Below are 26051 nucleotides of genomic sequence, written 5' to 3'. Positions count from 1 at the left end.
GCCTCCTCACCTCGGGCGTCTTCGAGGCCGCTGCTCCGTGCGATGGCTGACCAGCCACGCGACCCCCAGCAGCACCGCTCCCGCCACCCAGAAGAAGATCACGAGCCAGGCGCCGATTGCGGAGTCCGGGTCGTTGGCGTCGCGGCAGAGTTGCCCGACGCACTCCTCGCGCGTCGCGGCGAGCGCGATCACCAGCCACAGCAGCATGGCCAGGTTGAACGCGAGGATCACCCAGGTCAGCAGCCGCCACCGAGGGATCCGCCGGGACCGCATGACGAGCCTCCCAGTCTCACGAAGGGCTCATATTGTGACAATACGCCTCTTGTGCCCGAGAGGGCGGGCCTCGAGGGTGAGACGGGCGAGGGTCGCGCGGGCCGGATCGTCGGCCGGGGCCCAGGCCGGGGAGCATGCTGAACCCCATGACTCCCCACCCCCTGCTGGACGTTGAGAAGGTCCCCGCGGTCGAGCCCTACCTCCGCACGGTCGGCGAGGTGTTCCGTGGCTTTCGCAAACAGGACTCGGGGTGTTTCTCGTACGGGGTCCAACTCCCGGACGGCACACGCTGGTTCGTCAAGGAGGCGACGAACGACCGGGCCCAGTGCTCGCTCGACCGTGCCTGGGCCTTCCACCGGGTCGTCCGGCACCCGGTGATCGTCCCGCAGCTGCACCGGTTCGCCGCGGCGGGCGGCCGTACGGCGGCGGTGATGCCGTGGCACGAGGGGGAGAACCTCTGCACCGGTGGAAACCGCTCCCGCTTCCGCGCCCTCCCCGTCCCCCGCATCCTCCGCGCCCTGGACCGCATCCTGGACGCCCATCTCGCGGTCGAGGCCGCGGGCCAGATCGCCGTGGACTTCTACGACGGTGCCCTCCTGTACGACTTCGAGGGCGATGAGCTCCATCTGATCGACCTCGACGACTACCGCCCCGGCCCCTTCGTCCTGGCCGAGGACCGCCTCCCCGGCTCCCGCCGTTTCATGGCCCCGGAGGAATGGCGGCGCGGCGCGGTCATCGACATCCGCACCACGGTCCACGTCCTCGGCCGCACCGCCTGTCTCCTCCTGGACGCCGGCGAGAACGAGGACGCCTTCCGCGGTACGGCCGCACAGCTGGCGGTCCTCGCACGGGCCACCCGCGCCGAACCGGGCGAACGCTTCGCCGGCGTACGGGAGTTGGTGGAGGCGTGGGGGGCGGCGAAGTAGGTCAGGCCGGGTCGGCGAAGTAGTGGCCGGCGTCGAGGTCGGGGATGAGGGCGGGGTGCGTGGGCTCCCAGCCCAGCCGCTTCCGGGTGAGTGCGCTGGACGCCTGGAGGCCGAAGGGCGCGAAGTGGCCGAGCCAGCCGAAGTGGTCCACCGCCTCCTCGCGCGCCACGCTGACGACCGGCAGGTCCAGATGCCGGCCGATGACCTCGGCGATCTCGTGGAACGCCACCCCCTCGTCGTCGACCGCGTGCAGCCGTACACCCGCGGGCGCCGACTCCAGGGCCAGCCGGAACAGCCGGGCCGCGTCGAGCCGGTGGACGGCGGGCCAGAGGTTGGCGCCGTCGCCCACCATGGCCGAGACACCCTTGTCGCGGGCAATCGTGATGAACCTGGGCACGAAGCCGGCGTCGCCCTCGCCGTGCACGCTCGGGGGAAGCCGCAGGACCGACGAGCGCACGCCGCGTTCGGCCAGCGCGAGCGTCGCGATCTCCGAGGCGATCCGGTGCTTCGCGGGAGAGGCCGGGTCGGCCGGGTCCTCCTCGGTGCCGACGCGTCCCTGCGGGGTCAGGAGCCCCGAGGTGACCACGAAGGGCTTCCCCGAGCCTTCGAGTACGTCCCCGATCGCCTCGATCGCCTGCAGATCGGCCTCGCCGGAGGCGGTCAGGTTCGTGAAGTCGTGGATGAACGCCAGGTGGGCGACCCCGTCGGCCGCCTCGGCACCGCGCCGCAGGCTGTCGAGGTCGTTCAGGTCCCCGCGATGCACCTCCGCTCCGGCGGACTTCAGGGCCTCCGCGCCCTGGTCCGAACGGGCCAGGCCGAGCACCTCGTGCCCGGCGTCGAGGAGCTCGCGGGTGACGGCGGAACCGACGAAGCCGGTGGCGCCGGTGACGAAAACGCGCATGATCGAGTCCTTCGCTGAGGAGGTGGCTGGGCGGTGACCTCATCGTGCGAAGAAGGGGCGGTCCGCGTCCAAAGCCTGTTTCGCATCGCGCAATACAGATAAGGCATCGCCGCAGCTCATACGCCATTCAGGGCGCCGTTCCCGAGAGAGCGCGCAGTACGCTTCAGACATGCCCGACTCGCCTCCCGCCCCCGATCTCGACCTGCGGCTGGTGCGGTACTTCACGGCCGTCGCCGAGCACCGGCACTTCGGCCGTGCCGCCGAGGCCCTGCACATCACCCAGCCGTCGCTGAGCCGTCAGATCAGGCGCCTGGAACAGCAGTTGGGCGCCCGGCTGCTCGACCGCACCCCGCAGGGCAGCCGGCTCACCGAGGCCGGGGAGGTCTTCCTGCCCCGCGCCAAGGCGCTGCTGCGCTCGGCCGCCCAGGCCGCCGCCCACACCCGGGCCGCGGCCGAGCCCAGCCGCATCACCATCGGGTACACGGCGGGCTTGATCGTCACCCCGGCGGTGCGTGAGCTGCGCCGCAGGTATCCGGACGCCGACGTGCGGACCCTTCACCTGGACTGGCACGAACGCCACACGGCCCTGTTCGAGCACCGGGTGGACGCCATGGTGACCCGGCTGCCGTTCCCGACCGAGCAGGCGCATGTCACGGTCCTCTATGACGAGCCCCGCGTGCTGCTGGTCCCGCTCGAGCACAGGCTGGCCGGCAAGGAGTCCGTCACCCTCGACGACATCGCCGACGAGCCGCTTCCCCGGGTGGCCGACCCGGCCTGGAACGCCTTCTGGCGCATCGACCCGCGCCCCGACGGCAGCCCGGCACCGGACGGCCCCTTCGTCGAGGCACTGGAGGACAAGCTCGAACTCATCGCAGCAGGGGAGGCCGTGGCCATCACCGCGCTGCCCCGGGTGGGCGCCCTGCGCCCCGACCTCACGGCGATCCCGTTGCACGGCGTGGAGCCGAGCCATGTGGTGCTGGCCACCCGCGCCGGCGACCGCAGCCGGCTGCTCGCGGCCTTCCGCAAGTCCGCCCGGGCGCATCTCGGGGCGAACGGCCTCTGAAACGACTTCAGCCGGTGACCTTGTTTCCAAGGTCACCGGCTGAAGGATCAGGGTGAGTGACGGGACTTGAACCCGCGACTTCCTGGACCACAACCAGGTGCTCTACCAGCTGAGCTACACCCACCATGTTCGGCTGTTCGGGTTTCCCCGACCGGCCGAGAAAAAGTGTACAGGGTCCGAGGGGGTGCTCGCGCCCGGCTTTACTGCGCAGGCAGGACGTGCTTCGCGGCGATCGTCTTGGCGGTGTCCGAGTCGGGGCCGGGCTGCGGGACGAAGATCGCCTCGCGGTAGTAGCGGAGCTCGACGATGGACTCGCGGATGTCGGCGAGGGCGCGGTGGTTGCCGTTCTTCTCCGGGCTGTTGAAGTACGCCCGGGGGTACCACCGGCGGGCGAGCTCCTTGACGGAGCTGACGTCCACGATCCGGTAGTGGAGGTAGTCCTCCAGCGTCGGCATGTCCCGCAGGAGGAAACCGCGGTCGGTGCCGACGGAGTTTCCGCACAGGGGGGCCTTGCCGGGTTCCTTCACGTGCTCGCGGATGTACGCCAGGACCAGCTCCTCGGCGTCCGCGAGCGTCGTGCCGCCGGGAAGCTCCTCGAGCAACCCGGACGCGGTGTGCATCTGACGCACCACCTCCGGCATCGTCTCCAGCGCCTGATCCGGCGGCCGGATGACGATGTCGACTCCCTCTCCGAGTACGTTCAGCTCGGAGTCGGTGACGAGGGCGGCCACCTCGATGAGCGCGTCGTCGGACAGCGAGAGGCCGGTCATCTCGCAGTCGATCCACACCATGCGATCGTTCATGCGACCACCCTAAGGCTGACGTCCCCTTATCGGGTGCCCCGCGTCGGCGCCGATCTTGCTGGGAGCTCCGCCCCCAGCCCCCGAATCTATGTTTTTCGCCCCCGCCGCCCCTACCCGTCCCATCCTTCTGGGGCTCCGCCCCAGACCCCGCTCCTCAAGCGCCGGAGGGGCTGAGTTTTTCAGCCCGTCCGGCGTTTGAGGACGAGGCCGTTCAGGCCGAAGCGGGGGTCTGGGGGCGGAGCCCCCAGGGACGGGACGGGTAGGGGCGGCGGGGGCGAGAGAACACAGGCGCCAACCCCCACCCGCCCCAGCCGTCACGACCCGGCGCGCTGCCCCGGCAGACTCGCCCGGCTGCCCGCGTACGCCTCGCGCCCGTTGTCCGAGGACGCCGACGACAGCGAGGGCGACGAGCCGACCGGTGTCGGTGTACGCCGCGTCTGGAGCGGAACCGGCCCGTCCGGGTGCAGCCCGGGCTGCGGGCCCGGCGGCGGCCCGGCGGAGCCCACCGCACTGTCACTCTCCACCGGCCTCTCCGCCTGCGGCCGCCGAGCCCGGTACGCGGCCCGATAGGCGGCCGGCGACGACCCCAGCTGCCGCCGGAAGTGCCCTCGCAGCGCCACCGGCGAACGGAACCCGCACCGCCCCGCGACCTCGTCCACCGAGTAGTCCGACGTCTCCAGAAGGCGCTGCGCCTGCAGCACCCGCTGGGTGATCAGCCACTGCAGCGGCGCACTACCGGTCAGCGAGCGGAACCGACGGTCGAACGTCCGACGGCTCATGTACGCGCGCGCGGCGAGCGTCTCCACGTCGAACTGCTCGTGGAGGTGCTCCAGCGCCCAGGCGACGACCTCGGCGAGCGGGTCGGCGCCGATCTCCTCTGGTAAAGATCGATCGAGGTAGCGCTCCTGGCCGCCCGACCGGCGCGGCGGGACCACCAGACGACGGGCCAGCGCACCGGCCGCCTCGTTGCCGTGGTCCGTCCGCACGATGTGCAGACACAGGTCGATCCCGGCGGCCGTACCCGCCGACGTCAGCACATCGCCGTCGTCGACGAACAGCTCGCGGGGATCCACGTGCACCGACGGATAGCGCTTGGCCAGCGTCGGTGCGTACATCCAGTGTGTTGTCGCGGGGCGGCCGTCCAGCAGGCCCGCCGCCGCCAGCACGAAGGCGCCGGTGCACAGCCCGACTATGCGGGCGCCTTCCTCGTGCGCCCGGCGCAGTGCGTCGAGCGCATCCTCCGGCGGCGGTGAAGTGATCGAGCGCCAGGCCGGTACGACGACCGTGCCGGCGCGTGAGATCGCTTCCAGGCCATGCGGTGCGGTGAGTTCCAGGCCCCCTGTGGTCCGCAGCGGACCCTCTTCGCCCCCGCACACCAGCAAGCGGTAGCGCGGCACGCCGGCGTCCTGGCGGTCGATACCGAACACCGACAGCGGTATGGAACTCTCGAAGATGGGGCCGCCGCTGAACAGCAGCACCGCGACGATCTCCTTGCGGCGTCGCCCGGAAAGTTTCCGGGCCGCGGCTTCCGGCGCGGCAGTGGAGTCGTGGCTCATACTGCTAAGCCCCCCTCGGTGGTCGCGGCTCCTCGGTTGTGTCGCTCCTGCACGTTTCCCCTCGGTCCTGCACGAGTCCCCCGCCGTAAGACAGTCAAGATCGAATCTACTGCGTCCCGTGGTGCCGGCGTGACCAGTTCGTCATCCGGCACATTGTCGACTTGGCAACTTGGCGTGAAGCATTCGATCACGAAGCGTTGCACTCGTGGGACGTGCAGGGAAGTGCGCCTTGTCGCAGTGGCCAATCCCCGTAGGGTGCGCAGGACCCCGGGACCCCTTTTCGTGCAGGTGGAACGGGGGTTGGGGGGTGGTTCGGCCAAGGGGTGGGCGGAATCCAGAAGTTGGCTGAAAAGAGTCGATCGCGTGCGCTGAAACCGGTCAGCCGACCGGTGTATTTCCCCCAGTGTGACGGCCGCCTCGGTGTGCCCCGTTGCCGGTCCTGTGATGGCGGCCACGGCGGGGTGCCCGTTCCTCGGCGTGCAGTCGTGCCGCGCCGCGTTCCGACTGGCGCAGGAGGATACGGCAGACGGCGGTGACGGCGGCGAGACCGAGGGCGGTGCCCGTCGCGCCGGCGAGCGAGGAGCCGTACCAGAGGAGGACCACGGGAACCAGGACGCAGCTGAAGGCCGCCCAGCGGACGACGTCCGTCGCGGATTCCTGGGCGGGTGTGCTCGCGTGGGGGGCCTCGGAAGGGGTGCTCGGTCCGGACATGCGTGCTCCCTGTGGCGTGGGTCACGGGGTTCAACGCGTGTTCGATCCGTCGGTCACTGTGTTCGCGGCCCTTGGCAAGATCCACTGAGTGAATCCTGTGCAAACCGCCTGTACAGCGCAGCAACCATTGCGTTACGGGCGCCCCCTCGTGCATGCTCCCTGGAACCCCCGCGCCATGCGGGCGGGATCTGGGCTAAGGAGGCGTGCCGCCGTACCCTTGGGGGTATGGGGTTGGGAAGATGATTCCCGGACACAGCTCCGCCGCACACTGTCGTCCCTCCCAGTAAAAGGATCACAACGCCGAGACAGCCATGGCCGGTCACGAATTCTTTGAACCCGCGGACCGCAAGCGGCCCGTCGCCGATCCCACGGCGGCCGAGCCCCAGGCGGCGGAAGAGCCACGCCACTCCTGCGACCCCGCCTTCAAGCACGGCGTGGTCGTCGGCTTCGACGGCTCCACATCCAGTGAGCGCGCCCTCGCGTACTCCATCGGCATGGCCCACCGCTCCGGGTCGGCCCTGATCATCGTCCATGTCGCCAACCGGCTGCCCACCACCGTGTGGGCCGGCTGCGAGCCACCGGTCTTCGTCGACGTCCCCGACCACCGCACCGAGGTGCTCGGCCTGGAGCTCGCCTGTGCGGACTACCTCGCCGAGGTGCCCTGGATCCTCGTCGAGCGCGGCGGCGACATCTGCCACGAACTCGAAGAGGTGGGGCGGGAGTACGAGGCGGACGCGATCGTCGTCGGCTCCACGCACGGCATCGTCGGACGGATTTTCGGCTCCGTCGCGGGGCGGCTCGCCAAGCGGGCGAAGCGGCCTGTCGTTGTGATTCCGTAACTCGTCGTTGTCCCAGGTGAGATGGATTCTGGGAACGGCCGGCTTCCCTTGTGCAGTGCGTAAATCTACTGACGCGTAGAGGTGTTTGTGCCCTTGTGAAGGGCATATATCGGTCACCGCACCACCGCACAGCACGAAGGGAGCCCGCCGTGGACAACGACGTCTCCGCGGGAAGCACCACCACGATCGTCGGCCGACTCGCCCTCGGGATCACCCTCCTGGCGTTCGGACTCGGCTACACCGAAGTGATCGACGGTGTGTCAGCTGCTGACGCCGTATCAATCGCCCAGTACGTGGGCGGAGTTGCCCTGTTCATCGCCGGTCTGATGGCGTTCCGAGACCACGACGTCGTTACCGGTACGGCGTTCTCGGCGCTCGGCGCCCTGTGGTTCACGTGGGCCGTCTCCGCCGACGCCCAAGTCTCCGACAACGCGGCCGGGTTGTTCCTGCTGCTGTTCGCCCTCGTGGCGCTGTCCCTCACGCTTGCCGTCGGCGATCAACTCGCCAAGGGGGCGTACGGGTTGTTCTTCGTCTCCCTGGTGCTGCTCGCTGTCGCGAACTTCGCCGACAACGACGGTCTGACCAAGGTCGGCGGCTGGTTCGCCGTGGCTGCGGGGGCCGTTGCCTGGTACGCGGCGACCGCGGCTCTTGCCCACTGGCCGACCGTGCTTCCTCGACGTGCTGCCGGTCGTGGTGTGACGGCCACGGGCTAGCTGCGCGGGCTGGGGGTTTGGGCGGCCCCCGGCGATGAGAACGGACCCCCCGTGATGGGTGGCATCACGTGGGGGTCCGTTCTGTTGTGTGGCCTCTGCGGGTGCGTGGGGGCTGGTCGCACAGTTCCCCGCGCCCCTTAAAAGCCGCTACTCGACCGTTACCGACTTCGCCAGGTTCCTCGGCTTGTCGATGTCCCTGCCCAGCGCCAATGCCGTGTGATAGGCGAGGAGTTGGAGCGGGATGCCCATCAGGATCGGGTCCAGTTCGTCCTCGTTCTTCGGGACGACGATCGTCTGGTCGGCCTTCTCCTGTTCCTGGTGGGCCACCGCGAGGATGCGGCCGCTGCGGGCCTTGATCTCCTCCAGGGCGGCGCGGTTCTTCTCCAGGAGGTCATCGTCGGGGACGATCGCGACCGTGGGGAGGGCGGGCTCGATCAGGGCGAGCGGGCCGTGCTTGAGCTCGGAGGCGGGGTAGGCCTCGGCGTGGATGTACGAGACCTCCTTGAGCTTCAGGGAGGCCTCACGGGCCACCGGGTAGCCCCGGACGCGGCCGATGAAGAGCATCGAGCGGGCCTCTGCGTACTCCGCGGCCAGCTTTTTGATCTCCTCCTCCTGCTCCAGCATCTCGGAGATCTGCGCGGGCAGCCTGCGCAGGCCCTCGATGATCCGCTTGCCGTCCCGGACGGAGAGGTCGCGGGTGCGGCCGAGGTGGAGAGCCAGCAGAGCGAAGGCCACCGTGGTGTTCGTGAAGCACTTCGTCGAGACCACGCAGACCTCGGGCCCGGCGTGCACGTAGATGCCGCCGTCCGCCTCCCGCGCGATCGCCGATCCGACCACGTTGACGACACCCAGGACCCGTGCGCCCTTGCGCTTCAGCTCCTGGACGGCCGCGAGGACGTCGTACGTCTCACCGGACTGGGAGACCGCGATGTACAGCGTGTCGGGGTCCACGACCGCGTTGCGGTAGCGGAACTCCGAGGCCGGCTCGGCGTCCGCGGGGATGCGGGCCAGCTCCTCGATCATCTGGGCGCCGATCATGCCCGCGTGGTACGAGGTGCCGCAGCCGAGGATCTTCACGCGGCGCACGGCGCGCGCCTCGCGGGCGTCCAGGTTCAGGCCGCCGAGGTGCACGGTGGAGAAGCGGTCGTCGATGCGGCCGCGCAGGACGCGGTCGACGGCGTCGGCCTGCTCGTGGATCTCCTTGTGCATGTACGTGTCGTGGCCGCCCATGTCGTAGGAGGCCGCCTCCCACTCGACGGTGGTCGGCTCGGTCGTCGTACGGGTGCCCTCGGTGGTGTACGTGCGGAAGTCGTCGGCCTTGAGGGTGGCCATCTCGCCGTCGTCGAGAGTCACTATCTGCCGCGTGTGCGCGACCAGGGCGGCGATGTCCGAGGCGACGAACATCTCCTTCTCGCCGATGCCGAGGACGACCGGCGAGCCGTTGCGGGCGACGACGATGCGGTCGTTGAAGTCGGCGTGCATCACCGCGATGCCGTACGTGCCCTCGATGACGCGGAGCGTCTCGCGGACCTTGTCCTCCAGCTTCTCCGCCTGCGAGCGGGCGATGAGGTGGACGAGGACCTCGGTGTCGGTCTCGGAGAGGAACTCGACGCCGTCCGCCTCCAGCTTGCGGCGCAGGTCGGAGGCGTTGTCGATGATGCCGTTGTGGACGACGGCGACCTTGAGGTCGGCCGACATGTGCGGGTGGGCGTTCACGTCGGACGGGGCGCCGTGGGTGGCCCAGCGGGTGTGGGCGATGCCGGTCGTGCCCTTGAAGCGCGCCGGGACCTTGGCCTCCAGGTCGCGGACCCGGCCCTTGGCCTTGACCAGCTTCAGGCCGGCCGCCTTCGGGGAGGTCACGACGATTCCGGCCGAGTCGTAGCCGCGGTACTCCAGGCGCTGGAGGCCTTCCAGGAGCAGGGGCGCTACGTCACGCTTCCCGATGTATCCGACGATTCCGCACATGTATGGGTATTCCTCAGCCGTAGACGATGCGGCGCAACTGTCGGAGCGTAAGCTCCGGCGGTGCCACCGCCCGGTATTTCAGGTCCGCCTCGATCCGTTCGAAGATCTCTGCGTTGACCAGGCCCTGGGCCTGCAGCTCGCGGTGGCGGCGACGGACGTACTCCTCGGTCGTCTCGTCGAAGTAGGCGAGCACGTCCTGAATCACCCGCAGCGCCTCGCCCCGGTTGAGGGGGGAGGAGCGCGTCAGATGATCAACGAGTTCGTCGTGCACCCGGTAGATCCTGGGGTACTCGCGGGGCTTTCGCAAGAATCCTGCCCGATTTCGGGCACGTGTCTGTTGAAAGTCCTTGGGTGAACATTGAATCTCTCATGAGTGCCTGTTCGCGCGCTGTCCATCCGGCGTCCTGCGGCCCGTCGCCCGAGGAGACGAGTTTCAGACGCCATGGACATTCCTCGCATGGGAGTACCCGAGCAGCTCGCCGAGCGCATGAGCATGGCCGAGCAGCACGAATACCTGCGCGCCAGATTCTCCCGGCGCAACATGATCAGGGGCGGCGCCGTCACGCTGGGCGCCGTCGCGGGCGGCGCGTTCGTGCCGGGCGCCACCGCCCAGGCCGCCACGCCGACCCAGACCCTCGCCAGTGCCGAGAGCGTCGACGGCGCCCTCGTCGCCCCCTTCGGCCGTCACCTCGCCTACGGCAACGACCCGCGCACCGAGATCACCGTCTCCTGGCAGGTCCCGGTCGCCGTCAGGAAGCCCTTCATCCGCATCGGCGCCCAGCCCTGGGACCTCTCCCGCAAGATCGAGGCCGAGGTGCGCACCCTGTACACCCCGGCCGGCGTCGGCGCGAGCGCCGACCACACGCAGTACTACGTCCACGCGAAGCTGACCCACCTCAAGCCCGGGAAGACGTACTACTACGGCGTCGGCCACCAGGGCTTCGACCCGGCCGAGCCGCACCTCCTCGGCACCCTGGGCACCTTCACCACGGCGCCCGCGCGCAAGGAGAAGTTCACCTTCACGGCCTTCGGCGACGAGGGCGTCGGCTACCACGGCCTGGCCAACAACAGCCTGCTGCTGGGCCAGAACCCGGCCTTCCACCTGCACGCCGGCGACATCGCCTACGCCGACCCGACCGGCCAGGGCAAGAGCGCCGACACCGGCTTCGACTCGCGCGTGTGGGACCAGTTCCTCGCCCAGACCGAGTCCGTCGCCAAGTCCGTGCCGTGGATGCCGGCCTACGGCAACCACGACATGGAGGCCTGGTACTCGCCCAACGGCTACGGCGGCGAGGAAGCCCGCTGGAACCTCCCGGACAACGGCCCCGACGCCAAGAACCTGCCGGGCGTGTACTCCTTCGTCTACGGCAACACGGCGGTCATCTCGCTCGACGCCAACGACATCTCCTTCGAGATCCCGGCCAACCTCGGCATCTCGGGCGGTACGCAGACCACGTGGCTCGAAGGCCAGCTGAAGAAGTTCCGGGCGTCCAAGGACGTCGACTTCATCGTGATCTTCTTCCACCACTGCGCCTACTGCACCTCCACCTCGCACGCCTCGGAGGGGGGCGTGCGCCAGGAGTGGGTGCCGCTGTTCGAGAAGTACACGGTGGACCTGGTCATCAACGGCCACAACCACCAGTACGAGCGCACCGACGTCATCAAGGCGGGCGCGGTCACCAAGAAGCTCCCGATCGGCGGCACTTCGTACCCCGAGACCGAGGGTGTCGTCTACGTGACGGCGGGCGCGGCGGGCCGCAGCCTGTACGCGTTCACCGCCCCGGAGTCGTACGAGGGGCACGAGGACGAGGTCGACTCGGTGGCCTCCTTCATCAACACCAAGGACGGCAAGGTCGACGAGACGGTCACCTGGTCGCGGGTGCGCTACCTCGACTACTCGTTCCTGCGCGTGGACGTCACCCCGGCCGCCCCGGGCCGTACGGCCACGCTGACGGTGCGCGGCATCGCCGAGACCGGTGACGAGGTCGACCACTTCACGGTGGCGCGCAAGGCGAAGTAGCCCCTCGAACGGGTCACATCCGCTTGAGGATCGCCTGTTTGGCCAGCGTGAACTCCTCGTCCGTCAGCACGCCCGTGCGGTGCAGCTCCCCGAGCTCGCGCAGGCGGCGCAGGAGCGCGTCATGGCCGTCCTCGGCGGAGGCGACCGGGAGAGAGGGCACTTCCGGTCGGGCGTCCCGTACGTCGATGGCGGCGGCGCGGGCCGGGTGCGGCAGCCTGGCCTGGACCGCCGCCGCGACCAGCACCATCAGCGGGTCCTTCTTGAAGCCCCACAGCTCCACGGAGTTGGGGTCGTACTTGGGCGGCGCCTTGGTCGGGGCACCGCGCACGGTGAAGCGGAGGTGGCCGTTCTCCAGGCCGGCCGCCGGCTGCCACTCCACGGCGACGACATCGGTCAGCGCCAGGATGCGGGCGCCGGCGGCCGCCTTGGCGTCCTCCGTCTTCCAGTTCCACTCCAGCCGGATGTGCTCGCCGTCGAAGCCGGCGGTGCCGTCCCCGGCGGACACCGACACGGGGACGGCCGGGCCCGGCAGCAGGTAATCGGCGACCGGGTCGGCCGGGACCCGGTCCAGCAGCAGGGCGTTGCGGACCTCGTCCACGAAGTACTCGGCGACGCCGTACCGGTCGGACTCGACGGTCAGCTGGTACGGGTCGTGCGGTTCGCTCAGGCGGCCCCCGGTGGCGTGCAGCAGCGGGTCGGCGCCGTCCCGCAGACGCAGCCTCAGCCGGCCGGTCCGCTTCCCCTGCTCGAAGGAGACGCCCGCCAACGCGCCCAGGGGGACGACGAGTTCACCGAGGGTCTTGCGGAGCAGGCTGACGCTCTTGTCTCTTCCCGGCGTCAGCCGCAGGGCGTCGCCGTCGAAGACCCATGTGCCGTCCTTCTGGAGGATTTCCGCCATGGGTGAATTCTGGCATTCAGGGCTCAGTTGCCCAGGGCCTGTTCCAAGGCGTCGTCGAGCGCGAACCGGATCGCCTTGCCGGAGCCGTCGGCCGCCAGCATGCGGACCTCGCCGGAACCGATCCCGACGGCGATGCCCGTGTTGTCCTGACAGACCAGCGTGAAGGTCCTGTCCTGCCGGGACTTGAGAAGGAACGCCTGGTCCTCCGGGTACGGGGCGTCGTCCCCCTGCTGGTGGGCGCACGGCCGCAGTTGCATGGGATCGCCCACGACCCGCTCGCCCGCGATGTCCAGACAGAACGTCGACGCGATGTGCTCCAGGGCGAACGTGCTCTTCCCGGTGGAGACGACGCGCCACTGCTGGGTCGTACCGCCGTCGCACGCGGCCGGCACGGGCGGGTTGTCGGGGGAGTTGCCCGCGGCGGCCGTGAGGCACTGCCCGGTGCCGGTGTTCTCGAGGGCGACGGTCGCGAGTGCCGTGCCGGTCGCGGACGGCGCCGGTGAGGCCGACGGGGACACGGAGGCGGAGGCGCTGGGCGGGGCGGGGGCGCCCACGGGTTCCTGGTCCTGGCCCCCGTCGGACAGCAGGTTCCAGGCCACGGTGGTGGCCGTGGCGGTCAGCACGACCGCGAGGGCTATGGCGAGCACGGGTCGGCGGCCCCCGGTGCCGTCGGGCCGGGGTTCCGCGTCGGCCGTGTCGGGGATGGCCGCTGCGGGCGGCACCGCATGGCCGAGCCCCGCCGAGTGGGCCGCACCGGCGGGAGCGGGCCCCGCCGACGGAGCTGTGCCTTCGCGTGCTGCCCTTCCGGTCCGCGCCGAACGGGCCGCTGCGGCCCACGACGCCCGTCCGGTACCGGCCGAGTCGGCTGCCTCGTCCCGCGCTGCCGGCCGGTGCCCCTCCGGGCGGACCGGCCCGGTCCCCCGCGCCGAGCGGTACGCGGGGCCGCCCCACACCAGTAACCCGTCGACGAGCAGCGTGCGCACTTCCTCGGCCCCGCCGGAGGTGAGCGTGTGCAGCCGCGTGACGTCGTGGGCGCAGAACCGGCAGGTCTCCAGGTGCTGGCGGAGGTCGGCGGGGGTCTCGCGGTGGGTGCCGCGGGCGATCGCGCCGAGCATGCTGCCGTACTGCACGCACCGCGCGTCGGCCGTGTGCTCGGCCCGCAGCCGCAGGAAGGCGTCGGCCAGCCGGGCCCGCGCCGACTGCGCCATCGCCTCGGCGAACTCATCGGACGTGCTCAGGACTCTTGCGGCGACCGCCGTCTCCGCCGGCTCGGCCAGACACAGCCACAGTGCGGCCCGCGGCTGCTCGGCGAGTTCACCGAAGGCGCGCAGCAGCAGGGAGCTCTGCTCCACCCGCCGCAGGGTGTCCGTTCTGCCGAACGTCTCCCCGGCCCGCTGGGCCCAGTCCCGGAACCCGGGGCGCAGCTGTCCGCCCCGCCCGTCCCGCAGCCACCCGTCGGCCGTCCGCCGCACGTCGGCCAGTAAGGCGGTGCGCGGGACCGGCTCCTGCTGCCCCGCGGCTCTCGCCAGGACCTCGGCGGCGAGGTCGGCCGCGGCACGCTGCTTGCCACAGAACGCGCCCGCGTAGGCGTGCACGGCGGCCACGTCCTCCGGCGGGATTCCGGGCGCACGATCGTGCGGGGCTTGCTGTGTCGTGTGCTCGGACATCTTCGTCTCCCCCAAGGAGCGGGCACGGCAAGGTGTGGACCGTAGTAGCGCTTCCTGTGAAGGTGCTGTGTGTGTCCGTGACCTGGGGTGACGCGTCAATTGCCGTGCGCACACAAAAAGATGGGGCTCGGGAGGACCGTACTCCCGAGCCCCATCCGGTATGTGGGGTTCGAACTATGCGAACTACAGACCCGCGAGCGGGTTCTCCAGGTTGCCGATCAGCTGCAGTGCGCCGGCCGGGTCCGCCAGGTCCACCATCTGCTTGTTGTTGCGCAGCTGGAGGCGGTTGAGGCAGGACAGGGCGAACTCGGGGGCGAACATGTCGTACTGCTCGAACTTGTCGGCGAGTTCGGGCACCGAGTGCTGGTAGTCGCGGGTGACTTCGGCGACCGTGCGCCAGAAGTCGTCCTCCGCCAGGATCCCCTCGGTCGCGAGGTTCGCGGCGAGGAAGCGGAAGAAGCAGTCGAAGACGTCCGTGAAGATGGACAGCAGCTTCTTGTCCTCGGGGACCTCGACGCGCAGCCGCTCGACCGTCGGCGGCAGCACCGCGTCCGGGTCCATGACCGCGATCTCCTCGGCGATGTCCTTGTAGATCGCGCGCTCGACGGCCCCGTCCTTCAGGACCAGGATCACGTTCTCGCCGTGCGGCATGTAGACCAGGTCGTAGGCGTAGAAGCTGTGCAGCAGCGGGGTGTAGTACGCCTTCAGGTAGCGGCGCAGCCACTCCGTCGGTGCCAGCCCGGACTGCTCGATGAGCGCGCCCGCGAAGGAGGCGCCCTCGTGGTCCACGTGGACGAGGGAGGCCATGGTGGCCAGGGACTCGCCGTCCCGGAGGGAGGAGACCGGGCTCTCGCGCCACAGCGCCGCGAGCATTTTGCGGTACGCCGAGTAGCGGTCCGTGGCCTGCTCGTACTCCAGATGCCGGTAGCCGACGGCCGCCCGCTCGCGGATGATCGACAGGCCCGCCGACTTCAACACGGGGTCGTTGTCGATGACCCCGGCCAGCCAGTCGTTGATCGCCGGGGTCGCCTCCATGTACGCGGCCGAGAGTCCGCGCATGAAGCCCATGTTGAGGACGGACAGGGCCGTCTTCACGTAGTGCTTCTCCGGGTGGGAGCTGTTGAAGAACGTCCGGATGGACTGCTGGGCGAGGTACTCGTCGTCGCCCTCGCCGAGGCAGACGAGGTGACCGCGGGCCACCTCGGCGGCGAAGGTGACGGTGAGCTTGTTCCACCACTGCCAGGGGTGGACGGGGATGAGGAGGTAGTCGGCGGGGTCGAGACCCCGGTCGGTGAGCTCCCGGTCGAAGCGCTCGACCGTCTCCGCGCCCAGCTCGTCGCGCACGAAGGACTCGTAGTCGATGCCCACACCCGCCGTGAACGCGGCCCGCGAGCGGTGCGCGGCCAGCCACACCAGGCGGACCGGGCTCGCGGTCTCCGGGGCGTACGACAAGTACTCGTGGACCCCGAAGCCGAGCCGCCCGTTGTTGGCGACGAAGCAGGGGTGGCCCTCGGTCATGCCGGTCTCGATCTCCTGGAAGCCGCTCTTGACGAGCTCGGCGACCGGGATCTGCGGCTTGGTGAGTTTGAAGCAGGTGCCGGAGAGGGTGGAGGAGATCTCCTCCAGGTAGACCGGCAGGATCTCGTCGCTCAGGCCCAGGGTCTGCTTCAGCTCGATGAAGAAGTCCAGGGCGGCGAGGGGGAGGTCGACGCCGTCTCGTTGACGGGTGATCGAGCCGGCGTCGACCTGCCAGTGGTCGAGGGCGCGGCGGTCGGCGGTGAACCCGTACCGGGTCAGACCGTCGTCGCTGCGGACCTCGAAGGTGCCGTCGGCGGTGGCCTCCGGCGTGATGAGCCGCTCGTGCGCGAACTCGGCGAGGGCCTTGCGGATGAGGAGGCGGTTGGCCTTCTCCCAGCGCTCGGGGGAGAGGTGGGCCACGGCGTCGGCGAGGGTCATGCCGTCACCGCCGTGGCCGCGAAGCTGTGCCTTTGAAAGAATTGTTCCCGCGTGCAGAAGCTCAGCAAGGCCTTCTTCTCCGGCTTCTGTATCTCGCGCTCGGGCACGAACCCGACGGCTTCGTTCAGGGCGTGGACGGCCTTGTTGGTGACGTCCGGCTCGACGACGACCCGGACGGTGCTCGGGTCCTCGAAGAGGTGCGCCATCACGGCGGTGATGACGGCCCGGGTGAACCCGTGCACGGGGGTGTCGGTCGCGGGCGTGAGGAAGTGCATGCCGACATCGCCCGGCTGCGGGTCGTAGAGGCCGACCAGCTCGCGGTGGGCGGGGTCGTACCTCTCCATCAGGAAGGCGGGGACGCCGTCCTTGAGGCCGAGCAGGGCGTGGTGGTGCTCGTCGGCGGCGATCTCCATGTACGCGCGCTCGACGTCCTCCAGCTTCGCGTCCTGCATCATCCAGAACGCGGCCTTGGGGTGGGTGACCCAGCCGTGCAGGAGCTCGGCGTCCTTCAGCGGGTCGAGCGGGCGGAAGGTGAAGGTGTGGGGGGTCATACGGAGAACTCCTGGAAGGCGATCGACTTCTCGACCGGGTAGTACTCGGTGCCGAGCAGCTCACGGATGATGTAGCTGTTGCGGTACGCGCCCATACCCAGGTCGGGGCTGGTGATGCTGTGCGTGTGGACGCCGGCGTTCTGCAGGAAGACGCCTCTGCCCGTCACGTCGATCGCGTAGTTCCTGGCGACGTCGAAGCTGCCGTGGGAGTCGTAGCGCAGCCGGTCCTTCACCGGGCTCAGGAACTCCGGCTCGGCGTACTTGTAGCCGGTGGCCAGGACCAGGCCCTGGGTGTCCAGCTCGTAGTCCTTGCCCTGCTCCTCCTGGCGCAGGGCGAGGGTGTACGTGCCGTTCTCGTAAGTCGCGCTGTTCAGCGAGGAGTTGGTGAGCAGCCGCGTGGGGACGGGCCCGCCGAGGTTCTTCTGGTAGAGCAGGTCGAAGATCTCGTTGATGAGGTCGCCGTCGATGCCCTTGAACAGGCCCTTCTGCTCGCCCGTGAGGCGGTAGCGGGTCTTCTCGGGCAGCGCGTGGAAGTAGTCGATGTACTCCGGCGACGTCATCTCCAGCGTGAGCTTGGTGTACTCCAGCGGGAAGAAGCGCGGGGAGCGGGTCACCCAGTTCAGCCGGTAGCCGTGGACGTCGATCTCGCTGAGCAGGTCGTAGTAGATCTCGGCGGCGGACTGGCCGGAGCCCACCAGCGTGATCGACTCCTTCTTCACCAACTTCTCGCGCTGCTGCACATAGCGGGAGTTGTGGATGAAGTCGCCGCCCAGGCCCTGGCAGGCCTCCGGTATGTACGGCGGGGTGCCGGTGCCGAGGACCAGGTGGCGGGTGCGGAGGATCTCGCCGGCGGCGGTCTTCACGACGTACACGTCGTCCTCGTACGTCACCTCCGTCACCGTCGTGCTGAAGCGCACGTTGCTCAGCTTGTTCGCGGCCCAGCGGCAGTAGTCGTCGTACTCGACCCGCAGCGGGTAGAAGTTCTCGCGGATGTAGAACGAGTACAGCCGGCCCTTCTCCTTCAGGTAGTTCAGGAAGGAGTACGGCGAGGTCGGGTCGGCCAGCGTGACCAGGTCCGACATGAACGGGGTCTGGAGGTGGGCACCCTCCAGGAACATGCCCGCGTGCCACTCGAAGTCGGGCTTCGAGTCCAGGAAGACACCGTCGAGTTCGGCGATCGGCTCGGTCAGACAGGCGAGACCGAGGTTGAACGGGCCGAGCCCGATCCCCACGAAGTCATGGGTTTTGGTCGGGTTTTCAGGACGCGCGGTCAAGGGACTCTCCCAGGTACTGCTCGGCGTGGCCGGCGATCAGATCGAGTACGGCGGCCATGTCGTCGACCGTCGTCTCGGGGTTGAGCAGGGTGAACTTGAGGTAGTGGCGGCCGCCCACCTTGGTGCCCGCGACCACCGCGTCGCCGGAGGCGAACAGGGCCTTGCGGGCGTACAGGTTGGCGCGGTCGATCTCGGCCGGGTCGGTGACGGCGGCCGGGATGTAGCGGAAGACGAGGGTGGACAGGCTCGGCTCGACGACCACGTCGAAGCGCGGGTCGGCGGCGAGCAGCTTCCAGCCCTCGACGGCCAGGTCGCAGACCTCGTCGAAGAGCTGGCCGATGCCGTCGGCGCCCATCACGCGCAGCGTCATCCACAGCTTGAGCGCGTCGAAGCGGCGCGTGGTCTGCAGGGACTTGTCCACCTGGTTGGGGATTCGTTCCTGCACCATGCGGCGCGGGTTGAGGTACTCGGCGTGGTAGGTCGCGTGGCGGAGCGTGGCGGCGTCCCGGACCAGCACGGCGGACGAACTCACCGGCTGGAAGAAGGACTTGTGGTAGTCCACGGTGACCGAGTCGGCACGCTCGATGCCGTCGATGCGGCCGCGGTACTTCACGGAGGCGAGCAGGCCGCAGCCGTAGGCCGCGTCGACGTGCATCCAGACACCGAACTGCTCGCACAGCTCGGCGATCTCGGGCAGCGGGTCGATGGAGCCGAAGTCGGTGGTGCCGCCGGTGGCGACGACGGCCATGGGGACGAGGCCGTCCTTCTTGCAGCGCTCCAGCTCGTGGGCGAGCGCGACGGTCTGCATGCGCTTGTCGGCGCCGACGGGGATCGACACGACCGAGTCCTGGCTCAGGCCCAGCAGTTTCGCGGACTTCTTCACGCTGAAGTGGCTGACCTCGGAGGCGAAGATGCGCAGTTTGGCGAAGGAGTCGGTCTTCGCCTCCTCGCGGGCGAGCAGCAGCGCCTGGAGGTTGGACTGGGTGCCGCCGGAGGTGAACACGCCGTCGGCGTTCTCGCCGAGGCCGATGCGGGCGGTCGTCCAGTCGATCAGTTTGCGCTCGATCAGCGTGCCGCCGGCCGACTGGTCCCAGGTGTCCAGGGAGGAGTTGACGGCGGAGAGGATCGCCTCGCCGAGCACGGCCGGGATGACGACCGGGCAGTTGAGGTGGGCGAGGTAGCGGGGGTGGTGGAAGTAGATCGCGTCGCGGAGGTAGACGTCCTCCAGCTCGTCGAGCACGGCCGCGGTGTCGAGCAGCGGCTTGTCGAGGTCGATCGCGTCGATGCGGGGGGCGAGAGCGTCGACGGTGACGCCGGTGAACGGACGGGAGGTGGTGGCGAGTTTGGCCGCCACCCGCTCGACTCCTTCGGTCACGGAGCTGCGGTACTGCTCCGCGGTCGTGTCATTGAGCAGGTGCGAGCGCATGAGGGGGTCCTCCGGTGGGGACAAGTCCGAGCGGGGAACGGGGTGGAACCCCGGCTTCAACTTAGGTAAGCCTAACCTAATTAACGCAACTGAAACTCAGTCCCTGCCGTGACTGTCGTCACTCTTAACACAGTGCTGTGGTGGGCGAGTTGACCCGCGAACGGGCTACTCGCCGCGCTCGCGCAGCTGCTCCTCGGTCAGTCCCTGACGCCAGTAGCCCACGAACGTGACCCGTCGGCGGTCGACCTCGCGCTCCCGCACGAAGTGCCGGCGCAGCTCCTTCACACAGCCGGACTCGCCCGCGATCCAGACGTACGGCCGCTCGGCGGACGGCAGTTGGGCCGCGCGGATGGCGTCGAGGGCCATGGGGGAGCACTCGGAGCTCTCGTTCTCCCCGACGATCCAGGTGATTTCGGCGTCCGCCTCCGTCACCAGGTCCTGGATGTCCCCGGAGTGGGGCACCTCCAGCCAGACCCGGGCCCGGGTGCCGGCCGGCAGCGACTCGACGATCGCGGAGGCGGCCGGTACGGCGGTCTCGTCGCCCCAGATCACCACCAGATCGGTGTCCTCGGGCGGCCGGAAGCGGATCGCCCGGTTGTCGGCGATCGCCGGGCCGAGGAGGAACACCCGGTCGCCGGGGCCGGCTTGAGCGGCCCAACGGGAGGCGGGGCCGGCCGGCTCGTGCAGCACGAAGTCGATGTCGATCTCGTCGGGATTCCGGCGCAGCGACCGGAGCGTGTACGACCGCATCACGGCCCGTACGTCGTCCGGGAGTTCACGCCAGCCCTGCCACCAGCCGTCACCGAGCTCGACGGGAACCCGCGGCTCACTCTGTCCCTCGGCCGGGATGAACAGCGACAGCGACTGATCACGCCCGTCGGAGAAGAAGTGCCGCAGGTCCTCGCCGGCGAAGGTGACCCGCACCAGAGACGGCCCCAGCCGCCTTGTCCGCGCGACATGGAGGGAGAAGAAGCGGAACGGGGCGGCTATGGCCGTAGTCATGGGGTAACTCCCGAATCGACGTCAGGGATGCCTACCTCCAGGGGCGCGGGGAACTGCGCGACCAGCCACGGACGGGCCCGCAGTCGCCCCACGAAGCTCAACCCCCCTGAATCAGGCGACCTTCTTCGCGTCCTCAATGGCCTTGGCCAGGTTCTCGACCATCGGCACACACTTGTCGTACGACAGAATCGGCTCGGGCGACCGCCCGATGACCTGCCCCGCCTTCACCGCGGGCAGCTTCTTCCAGGTCGCCTCGGTGATGTCGGCCGGCTGAATCGTCGCGGTCCGGTCGTCCATCATGATGATGTCCGCCGCGTACTTGTCGACGTTCTCCCAGCTGAGCGTCTCGAACCAGCCGCCGGTCGCCTTCTTGGCCGACTCCGAGGGCTCGACGAAGTTCACACCGAGGGCCTTGAAGTACTCGAGGTCGATGGAGAAGTTGGTGCCGGAGACGTAGAAGACGTCCTGCGCCGCCGAACCGGCCATCACCTTGATCTCGGGGCGGGCCTTGGCGGCTGCGCGCAGCCGCTCCGAGGCCTCCTCGAAGCGCTTCTTGGCGTCGGTGACCTTGGTGGCCGTCAGATCCGCGCCGAGCGAGTCGGCGAGCTCCCACATGCGCTGCAGGGGCTTGGTGAGCTGACGGTCGTAGACGGAGATGGCGACGCTGGGGGCCAGCTTGGCGATCTTGGCCTTCGAGGCCTCGGGCACGTACCAGAGGGTGCCGGCGCTGTCGAAGGTCGTCGTGAGGAGGACCTCGGGCGCGAAGGCGGCGTACTTCTCGACGTTGAACTGGTCCCAGACGTTGCCGAAGACCGTCAGCTTGCTGACGTCCATGTCGCCGGCCTGGACGTCGGCCTTGCCGTTCTCGAGCGTGGTCGGGCCGAAGACGCCCTTGATCTCGATGCCGTAGTCGTACAGGGCGGCGGCGACACCGGTGAAGGCGACGATCTTCGTGGGGACCTTGTCCAGCTTCACGGTCGTGCCGCGGTCGTCCTTGAAGGTCCAGGGGCCGGACTTGGCGGCAGCCGTCGACTCCGAGCCACCGCTTTTCGCGTCGTCGTCGCCGCAGGCTGCGAGCACGGCACCGAGGCCGAGGGCGCCGCCCGCGGCGAGGATGCCGCGGCGGGTGAGGTGGGTGGCTCTGGCGTTGGACATGTGTGGCTGCTTTCGAACGGGGCGGAGCATCCGCCGGACGAGTTCGAACGTAGGTTAGCCTAACCTCATCACTTGTCCAGAGGGCAGGGTGGCCCCCGCGGGAACCTGTGCGCCGGCCATGAAACGGCCGGGTCACCAGGGCGTACCCGCCTCCGCGGGCTTCTGCCCAGTGCCCCGGCCGTTGATTCCTGCTCAACTCCCCTTACGCGGCCACCCCTTGGCCGCGCTACGGCGCTTTCCGGCCGGGGATCAGCCCGTCAGCCCCAACTCCCGGGCGATCAGCATCCGCTGGACCTCGCTCGTGCCCTCCCCGATCTCCAGGATCTTGGAGTCGCGCCACATACGGGCGACCGGGTACTCGTTCATGAAGCCGTAGCCGCCGTGGACCTGGGTGGCGTCGCGGGCGTTGTCGACCGCGATCGTGGAGGAGTAGAGCTTGGCGAGGGCCGCCTCCTTCTTGAAGGGCTCGCCGGTCACCAGCCGGGAGGCCGCGTCACGCCAGGCGAGGCGGGCCGTGTGGGCCTTCATCTCCATGTCGGCGATCTTGAACTGGATGGCCTGGTTGGCGCCGATCGGCCGGCCGAAGGCCTGGCGCTCCTTCGCGTACTTCACCGACTCGTCCACACAGCCCTGCGCCAGTCCGGTGGCCAGGGCGGCGATGGCGATACGGCCCTCGTCGAGGATGCGGAGGAACTGCGCATAGCCCCGGCCCTCCTCGCCCAGCAGGTTCGCCGCCGGGACCCGCACGTCGGAGAAGGACAGCTCACGGGTGTCCGAGGCGTTCCAGCCGACCTTGGAGTACGGCGCCGCGACCGTGAACCCGGGCGTCCCCGACGGGACGATGATCGCCGAGATCAACGGCTTGCCGTCCGGCTTGCGGCCCGTCACCGCCGTGACCGTGACCAGGCCGGTGATATCGGTACCGGAGTTGGTGATGAAGCACTTCGTGCCGTTGATCACCCACTCGTCCGTCTCCGGATCGAGACGGGCCGTCGTACGGGTCGCACCGGCGTCGCTGCCGCCGTCCGGCTCGGTGAGGCCGAAGGCGCCGAGGATCTCGCCGGAGCACAGCCGGGGCAGCCACTCCCGCTTCTGCTCCTCCGTGCCGAACAGGTGGATCGGCATCGCGCCCAGCGAGACACCGGCCTCCAGCGTGATGGCCACCGACGAGTCCACGCGGGCGAGTTCCTCCAGTACGAGGCCCAGGGCCAGGTAGTCGCCGCCCATCCCGCCGTACTCCTCGGGGAACGGGAGCCCGAACAGGCCCATGCGGCCCATGTCCCGGACGATCTCGTACGGGAACTCGTGGTGCTCGTAGAAGTCGCCGATCTTCGGTGCCACGACGTCGTGCGCGAACTCCTCGACCGTGCGGCGGAGTTCTTCCAGCTCGGGGGAGAGGCGATGGTCCATGGTCGGGTCACTCCTGGTGGGAGAGGGCGCGGACGGTGCGGGACGGGCTGGGTCGGCCCAGTTGGTCGGCCATCCACACGCTGGTGGCGACGAGGCGGCCGAGGTCGACTCCGGTGTCGATGCCGAGCCCGTGCAGCATCCACACGAGGTCTTCGGTGGCGAGGTTTCCGGTGGCGGACTTGGCGAAGGGGCAGCCGCCGAGGCCGCCCGCGGAGGCGTCGACCGTGGTGACGCCGTGCTGGAGGGCGGCGTAGGTGTTCGCGAGCGCCTGGCCGTAGGTGTCGTGGAAGTGCACGGCCAACTTCTCGACGGGGACGTTCTCTTGGGTGAGTTCGGTCAGCAGGGCCCGTACGTGGCCCGGCGTGGCGACCCCGATCGTGTCGCCGAGGCTCAACTCGTCGCAGCCCATGTCGAGCAGCGCCCGGCAGACCCGCACGACCTGTGGGACCGGGACCGCGCCCTCCCACGGGTCGCCGAAGCACATCGAGAGGTAGCCGCGCACATGGACGTCCGCCGCCTTCGCCCGCGCCACCACCGGCTCGAACATCGCCAGTGCCTCGTCCACCGTGCGGTTGAGGTTGGCCTTGGCGAAGGACTCGGTGGCACTGGCGAAGACGGCGACACGGGTGGCGCCGAGGGTGAGTGCTCGGTCGAGGCCGCGTTCGTTGGGCACGAGGACCGGGAGAGCGGCTTTTACGTCACTGATCATCGGGAACAGCTGTTCCGCGTCCGCCAGTTGGGGCACCCACTTCGGGTGGACGAAGCTGGTGGCCTCGATCGTCGTCAGGCCCGCGTCGGCCAGGCGCCGGACGAACTCCGCCTTGACCTCCGTCGGGACGGTCTCCTTCTCGTTCTGCAGGCCGTCGCGGGCGCCGACCTCGTGGATGCGCACGCGGGCGGGGAGGCCGGGGGCGGGGATGGTCATGGGCAGGCTCATTGCGCCACCTCCTCGTGGGGTGCGATCACGGCCAGCACCTGATCCATGGCGACCGTCGTGCCCGGTGTGACGTCCAGCTCGGCGACCGTGCCAGCGTGCGGGGCGGAGATGACGTGCTCCATCTTCATGGCCTCCACCACCAACAGGCTCTGTCCTGCGGTCACTTCGTCTCCTACCGCGACCTTGACCACGGTCACCGTCCCCGGCATGGGGGCGGTGAGGGAGTCGGCGCCGGAGTGGGCCGTACCGGTGAGGGCGGCCGCCACCGGGTCGTGGTCGCGTACGTGCCAGGCGTCGCCGTCGCGGCCCAGCCAGGTGCCGTCCGGCAGGGCGGCGAAGGTGTGGGACAGGCCGTCGAGCCGGAAGGTGAACCGGTGATCGGCACTGGGCCGCGGGGGCGGGCCCCCGGACCCCCGAAGGGGCTTGTCCGCGTCGTCCAGGAGCAGCTCGGTTCCGCCGTCCGGCGTGCTGCGCACGCTCACGGTGACCGGCTCGTGGCCCGGCACCCGCAGGTGGTGCGGCGTCCAGGCCCGCTCGCCGCCCAGGCGCCAGCCGTCCACTGCCGCGAACGGGTCGGCCCAGCCGGCGCCGGGGGCCGGGGCGAGCGCCGCGTGGCGCAGCAGCGCCGCCGCCGCGTAGATCTCCGCCGGCACCTCGTCCGGTACGAGCCCGTCCACCTCGCGCTCGACCAGCCCCGTGTCCAACTCGCCCGCCACGACCGCCGGATGGGCCAGCAGTCGGCGCAGGAACCCGGCGTTCGTTGGTACGCCCAGGGTGACCGTTTCCGCGAGGGCCGCCCGGAGCTTCCTGATCGCCGTCGCGCGGTCGGGGCCGTACGCGATCACCTTGGACAGCATCGGGTCGTACAGCGAGCCGATCTCCGTGCCCTCGCTCAACCCGGAGTCGGTGCGGATGCCGTCGCCCTGGGGCTCGTGCAGCCGGAGTACCGTGCCGCCCGACGGCAGGAACCCGCGAGCGGGGTCCTCGGCACAGACACGCGCCTCGACGGCGTGCCCGGTCAACCGGATGTCGGCCTGCTCGTACGGCAGTTGCTCGCCCGCCGCCACCCGCAACTGCCACTCCACCAGGTCGAGGCCGGTGATCAGCTCGGTGACCGGGTGTTCCACCTGGAGGCGGGTGTTCATCTCCATGAAGTAGTACGACGACGGGTCGGAGCCGGGGACGATGAACTCGACCGTGCCCGCGCCCCGGTAGCCGCAGGAGCGGGCCGCCTGGACCGCCGCCTCGCCCATCGACGCGCGCGTGCCTTCGTCCAGCAGAACCGAAGGCGCCTCCTCGATGATCTTCTGGTGACGGCGCTGGAGCGAGCACTCGCGCTCGCCCAGGTGGATCACGTTGCCGTGGCCGTCGGCCAGGACCTGGATCTCGATGTGCCGGGGCCGGTCGACCCACCGCTCGACGAGGAGCGTGTCGTCGCCGAAGGAGGCACGGGCCTCGCGGCGGGCAGCGGAGATCTCCTCCTCCAGCAGGCTCAGGTCCCGCACCAGGCGCATGCCCTTGCCGCCACCGCCGGCGGACGGCTTCAGCAGCACAGGCGCGCCCAGCTCGCGGGCCGCCTCCGCCAGTTCGGGGTCACGTCCGCCGGGGACGACCGGCACCCCGGCCGCCTTCACCGTTTCCTTGGCCCGGATCTTGTCGCCCATCAACGCGATGGACTCCGCCGTCGGCCCGATGAAGACGAGCCCGGCGTCGGTGCACGCGCGCGCGAAGTCGGCGTTCTCGGCGAGGAATCCGTACCCGGGGTGCACGGCCTGGGCACCGGTGCGGGCGGCCGCCTCCAGCAGCCGCCGCACGGACAGATAGCTCTCGGCGGCGGGTGCGGGACCGATCCGTACGGCCGTGTCCGCCTCCCGTACATGCCGCGCGTCGGCGTCCGCGTCGGAGAAGACGGCCACCGAGCGCACGCCGAGCGCGCGGAGGGTGCGGATGACGCGGACCGCGATCTCGCCCCGGTTGGCGACCAGCACTGTGTCAAACATGGGTC

23 protein-coding genes and 1 tRNA gene are annotated in these 26051 nt (G+C 69.8%); 5 read left to right on the top strand and 19 right to left on the bottom strand.

Going from position 1 to position 26051, the window contains the following annotated elements:
* Positions 1 to 6: 6 nt before the first annotated feature.
* The gene (locus IG08_RS0114780; RefSeq protein WP_030601172.1) at positions 7 to 273 is read right to left on the bottom strand and encodes a hypothetical protein; all 267 of its coding nucleotides are present in this window, start codon (positions 271 to 273) and stop codon (positions 7 to 9) included.
* A 146-nt stretch (positions 274 to 419) separates the two neighbouring features.
* Here IG08_RS0114780 and IG08_RS0114775 point away from each other — a divergent pair, with 146 nt between their 5' ends.
* Positions 420 to 1199, top strand: a complete 780-nt coding sequence (locus IG08_RS0114775) for a serine/threonine-protein kinase (protein WP_030601171.1) — start codon at positions 420 to 422, stop codon at positions 1197 to 1199.
* A gap of 1 nt (position 1200) precedes the next feature.
* On the opposite strand, the gene IG08_RS0114770 is transcribed toward IG08_RS0114775, so the two are convergent.
* Positions 1201 to 2100 carry an SDR family oxidoreductase gene (locus tag IG08_RS0114770; RefSeq protein ID WP_043454291.1) on the bottom strand — a complete coding sequence of 300 codons (900 nt, stop codon included), beginning with the start codon at positions 2098 to 2100 and terminating at the stop codon, positions 1201 to 1203.
* 169 nt (positions 2101 to 2269) lie between these two features.
* Between IG08_RS0114770 and IG08_RS0114765 the strand changes: the two genes are divergently transcribed.
* Complete coding sequence (locus IG08_RS0114765) at positions 2270 to 3163, top strand: LysR family transcriptional regulator (RefSeq protein ID WP_030601164.1); 894 nt, start codon at positions 2270 to 2272, stop codon at positions 3161 to 3163.
* A gap of 51 nt (positions 3164 to 3214) precedes the next feature.
* Here IG08_RS0114765 and IG08_RS0114760 read toward each other — a convergent pair.
* The 4 genes from IG08_RS0114760 to IG08_RS0114745 all read right to left on the bottom strand — a co-directional run bounded on the left by IG08_RS0114760 (position 3215) and on the right by IG08_RS0114745 (position 6233).
* A tRNA-His gene (locus tag IG08_RS0114760) sits at positions 3215 to 3287 on the bottom strand.
* Positions 3288 to 3363: 76 nt separating this feature from the next.
* Positions 3364 to 3966 (bottom strand): oligoribonuclease, encoded by a 603-nt coding sequence (orn, locus tag IG08_RS0114755; RefSeq protein ID WP_030601161.1) that lies wholly within the window; start codon positions 3964 to 3966, stop codon positions 3364 to 3366.
* Between the two features lie 314 nt (positions 3967 to 4280).
* A complete protein-coding gene (locus tag IG08_RS0114750) occupies positions 4281 to 5522 on the bottom strand; it encodes a helix-turn-helix domain-containing protein (protein WP_030601158.1) in 1242 nt (413 codons plus the stop codon).
* A 378-nt stretch (positions 5523 to 5900) separates the two neighbouring features.
* Positions 5901 to 6233, bottom strand: a complete 333-nt coding sequence (locus IG08_RS0114745) for a hypothetical protein (RefSeq protein WP_030601155.1) — start codon at positions 6231 to 6233, stop codon at positions 5901 to 5903.
* 311 nt (positions 6234 to 6544) lie between these two features.
* On the opposite strand from IG08_RS0114745, the gene IG08_RS0114740 reads away from it, so the two are divergent.
* Entirely contained in the window at positions 6545 to 7072 is a 528-nt protein-coding gene (locus tag IG08_RS0114740) for a universal stress protein (RefSeq protein ID WP_030601152.1), read from the top strand.
* Positions 7073 to 7221: 149 nt separating this feature from the next.
* Positions 7222 to 7785, top strand: coding sequence for a GPR1/FUN34/YaaH family transporter (locus IG08_RS0114735; protein ID WP_030601150.1), 564 nt, complete (start codon positions 7222 to 7224; stop codon positions 7783 to 7785).
* 147 nt (positions 7786 to 7932) lie between these two features.
* Here the strand turns inward: IG08_RS0114735 and glmS are convergent, their stop codons facing one another.
* Together glmS and IG08_RS0114725 are read right to left on the bottom strand one after the other, a co-directional pair.
* On the bottom strand, positions 7933 to 9750 hold the full coding sequence (gene glmS, locus IG08_RS0114730) for a glutamine--fructose-6-phosphate transaminase (isomerizing) (RefSeq protein ID WP_030601148.1): 1818 nt from the start codon (positions 9748 to 9750) through the stop codon (positions 7933 to 7935).
* Between the two features lie 13 nt (positions 9751 to 9763).
* A complete protein-coding gene (locus IG08_RS0114725) occupies positions 9764 to 10021 on the bottom strand; it encodes a hypothetical protein (protein ID WP_030601146.1) in 258 nt (85 codons plus the stop codon).
* Between the two features lie 186 nt (positions 10022 to 10207).
* Here IG08_RS0114725 and IG08_RS0114720 point away from each other — a divergent pair, with 186 nt between their 5' ends.
* Positions 10208 to 11770, top strand: coding sequence for a purple acid phosphatase family protein (locus tag IG08_RS0114720; RefSeq protein WP_030601143.1), 1563 nt, complete (start codon positions 10208 to 10210; stop codon positions 11768 to 11770).
* Between the two features lie 13 nt (positions 11771 to 11783).
* On the opposite strand, the gene IG08_RS0114715 is transcribed toward IG08_RS0114720, so the two are convergent.
* The 11 genes from IG08_RS0114715 to IG08_RS0114665 all read right to left on the bottom strand — a co-directional run bounded on the left by IG08_RS0114715 (position 11784) and on the right by IG08_RS0114665 (position 26046).
* Complete coding sequence (locus IG08_RS0114715; RefSeq protein WP_030601141.1) at positions 11784 to 12668, bottom strand: DUF4429 domain-containing protein; 885 nt, start codon at positions 12666 to 12668, stop codon at positions 11784 to 11786.
* A gap of 23 nt (positions 12669 to 12691) precedes the next feature.
* Positions 12692 to 14335, bottom strand: a complete 1644-nt coding sequence (locus tag IG08_RS0114710) for an RICIN domain-containing protein (protein ID WP_030601127.1) — start codon at positions 14333 to 14335, stop codon at positions 12692 to 12694.
* Between the two features lie 183 nt (positions 14336 to 14518).
* Complete coding sequence (locus tag IG08_RS0114705) at positions 14519 to 16291, bottom strand: IucA/IucC family protein (protein WP_030601124.1); 1773 nt, start codon at positions 16289 to 16291, stop codon at positions 14519 to 14521.
* Positions 16288 to 16842, bottom strand: a complete 555-nt coding sequence (locus IG08_RS0114700; RefSeq protein ID WP_030601122.1) for a GNAT family N-acetyltransferase — start codon at positions 16840 to 16842, stop codon at positions 16288 to 16290. The genes IG08_RS0114705 and IG08_RS0114700 overlap by 4 nt, the downstream gene beginning before the upstream one ends.
* Positions 16839 to 18116, bottom strand: a complete 1278-nt coding sequence (locus IG08_RS0114695; RefSeq protein ID WP_030601119.1) for a lysine N(6)-hydroxylase/L-ornithine N(5)-oxygenase family protein — start codon at positions 18114 to 18116, stop codon at positions 16839 to 16841. Before IG08_RS0114695 ends, IG08_RS0114700 begins: the two co-directional genes overlap by 4 nt.
* Positions 18100 to 19542: a lysine decarboxylase DesA gene (gene desA, locus IG08_RS0114690; RefSeq protein WP_030601116.1), complete on the bottom strand. Its 1443-nt coding sequence runs from the start codon at positions 19540 to 19542 to the stop codon at positions 18100 to 18102. Before desA ends, IG08_RS0114695 begins: the two co-directional genes overlap by 17 nt.
* Positions 19543 to 19707: 165 nt before the next feature.
* Positions 19708 to 20544 (bottom strand): siderophore-interacting protein, encoded by an 837-nt coding sequence (locus tag IG08_RS0114685; protein WP_030601112.1) that lies wholly within the window; start codon positions 20542 to 20544, stop codon positions 19708 to 19710.
* A 111-nt stretch (positions 20545 to 20655) separates the two neighbouring features.
* Entirely contained in the window at positions 20656 to 21699 is a 1044-nt protein-coding gene (locus IG08_RS0114680; protein WP_030601110.1) for an ABC transporter substrate-binding protein, read from the bottom strand.
* 249 nt (positions 21700 to 21948) lie between these two features.
* Positions 21949 to 23109 (bottom strand): acyl-CoA dehydrogenase family protein, encoded by a 1161-nt coding sequence (locus IG08_RS0114675; RefSeq protein ID WP_030601108.1) that lies wholly within the window; start codon positions 23107 to 23109, stop codon positions 21949 to 21951.
* 7 nt (positions 23110 to 23116) lie between these two features.
* Positions 23117 to 24046 carry a hydroxymethylglutaryl-CoA lyase gene (locus tag IG08_RS0114670; RefSeq protein ID WP_030601106.1) on the bottom strand — a complete coding sequence of 310 codons (930 nt, stop codon included), beginning with the start codon at positions 24044 to 24046 and terminating at the stop codon, positions 23117 to 23119.
* Positions 24043 to 26046 carry an acetyl/propionyl/methylcrotonyl-CoA carboxylase subunit alpha gene (locus tag IG08_RS0114665; protein ID WP_030601104.1) on the bottom strand — a complete coding sequence of 668 codons (2004 nt, stop codon included), beginning with the start codon at positions 26044 to 26046 and terminating at the stop codon, positions 24043 to 24045. Before IG08_RS0114665 ends, IG08_RS0114670 begins: the two co-directional genes overlap by 4 nt.
* Positions 26047 to 26051 lie beyond the last annotated feature (5 nt).

This window comes from Streptomyces fulvoviolaceus (genome assembly GCF_000718165.1).
Lineage (GTDB): Bacteria > Actinomycetota > Actinomycetes > Streptomycetales > Streptomycetaceae > Streptomyces > Streptomyces fulvoviolaceus.
This window is presented reverse-complemented; position numbering and strand designations above follow the sequence as displayed.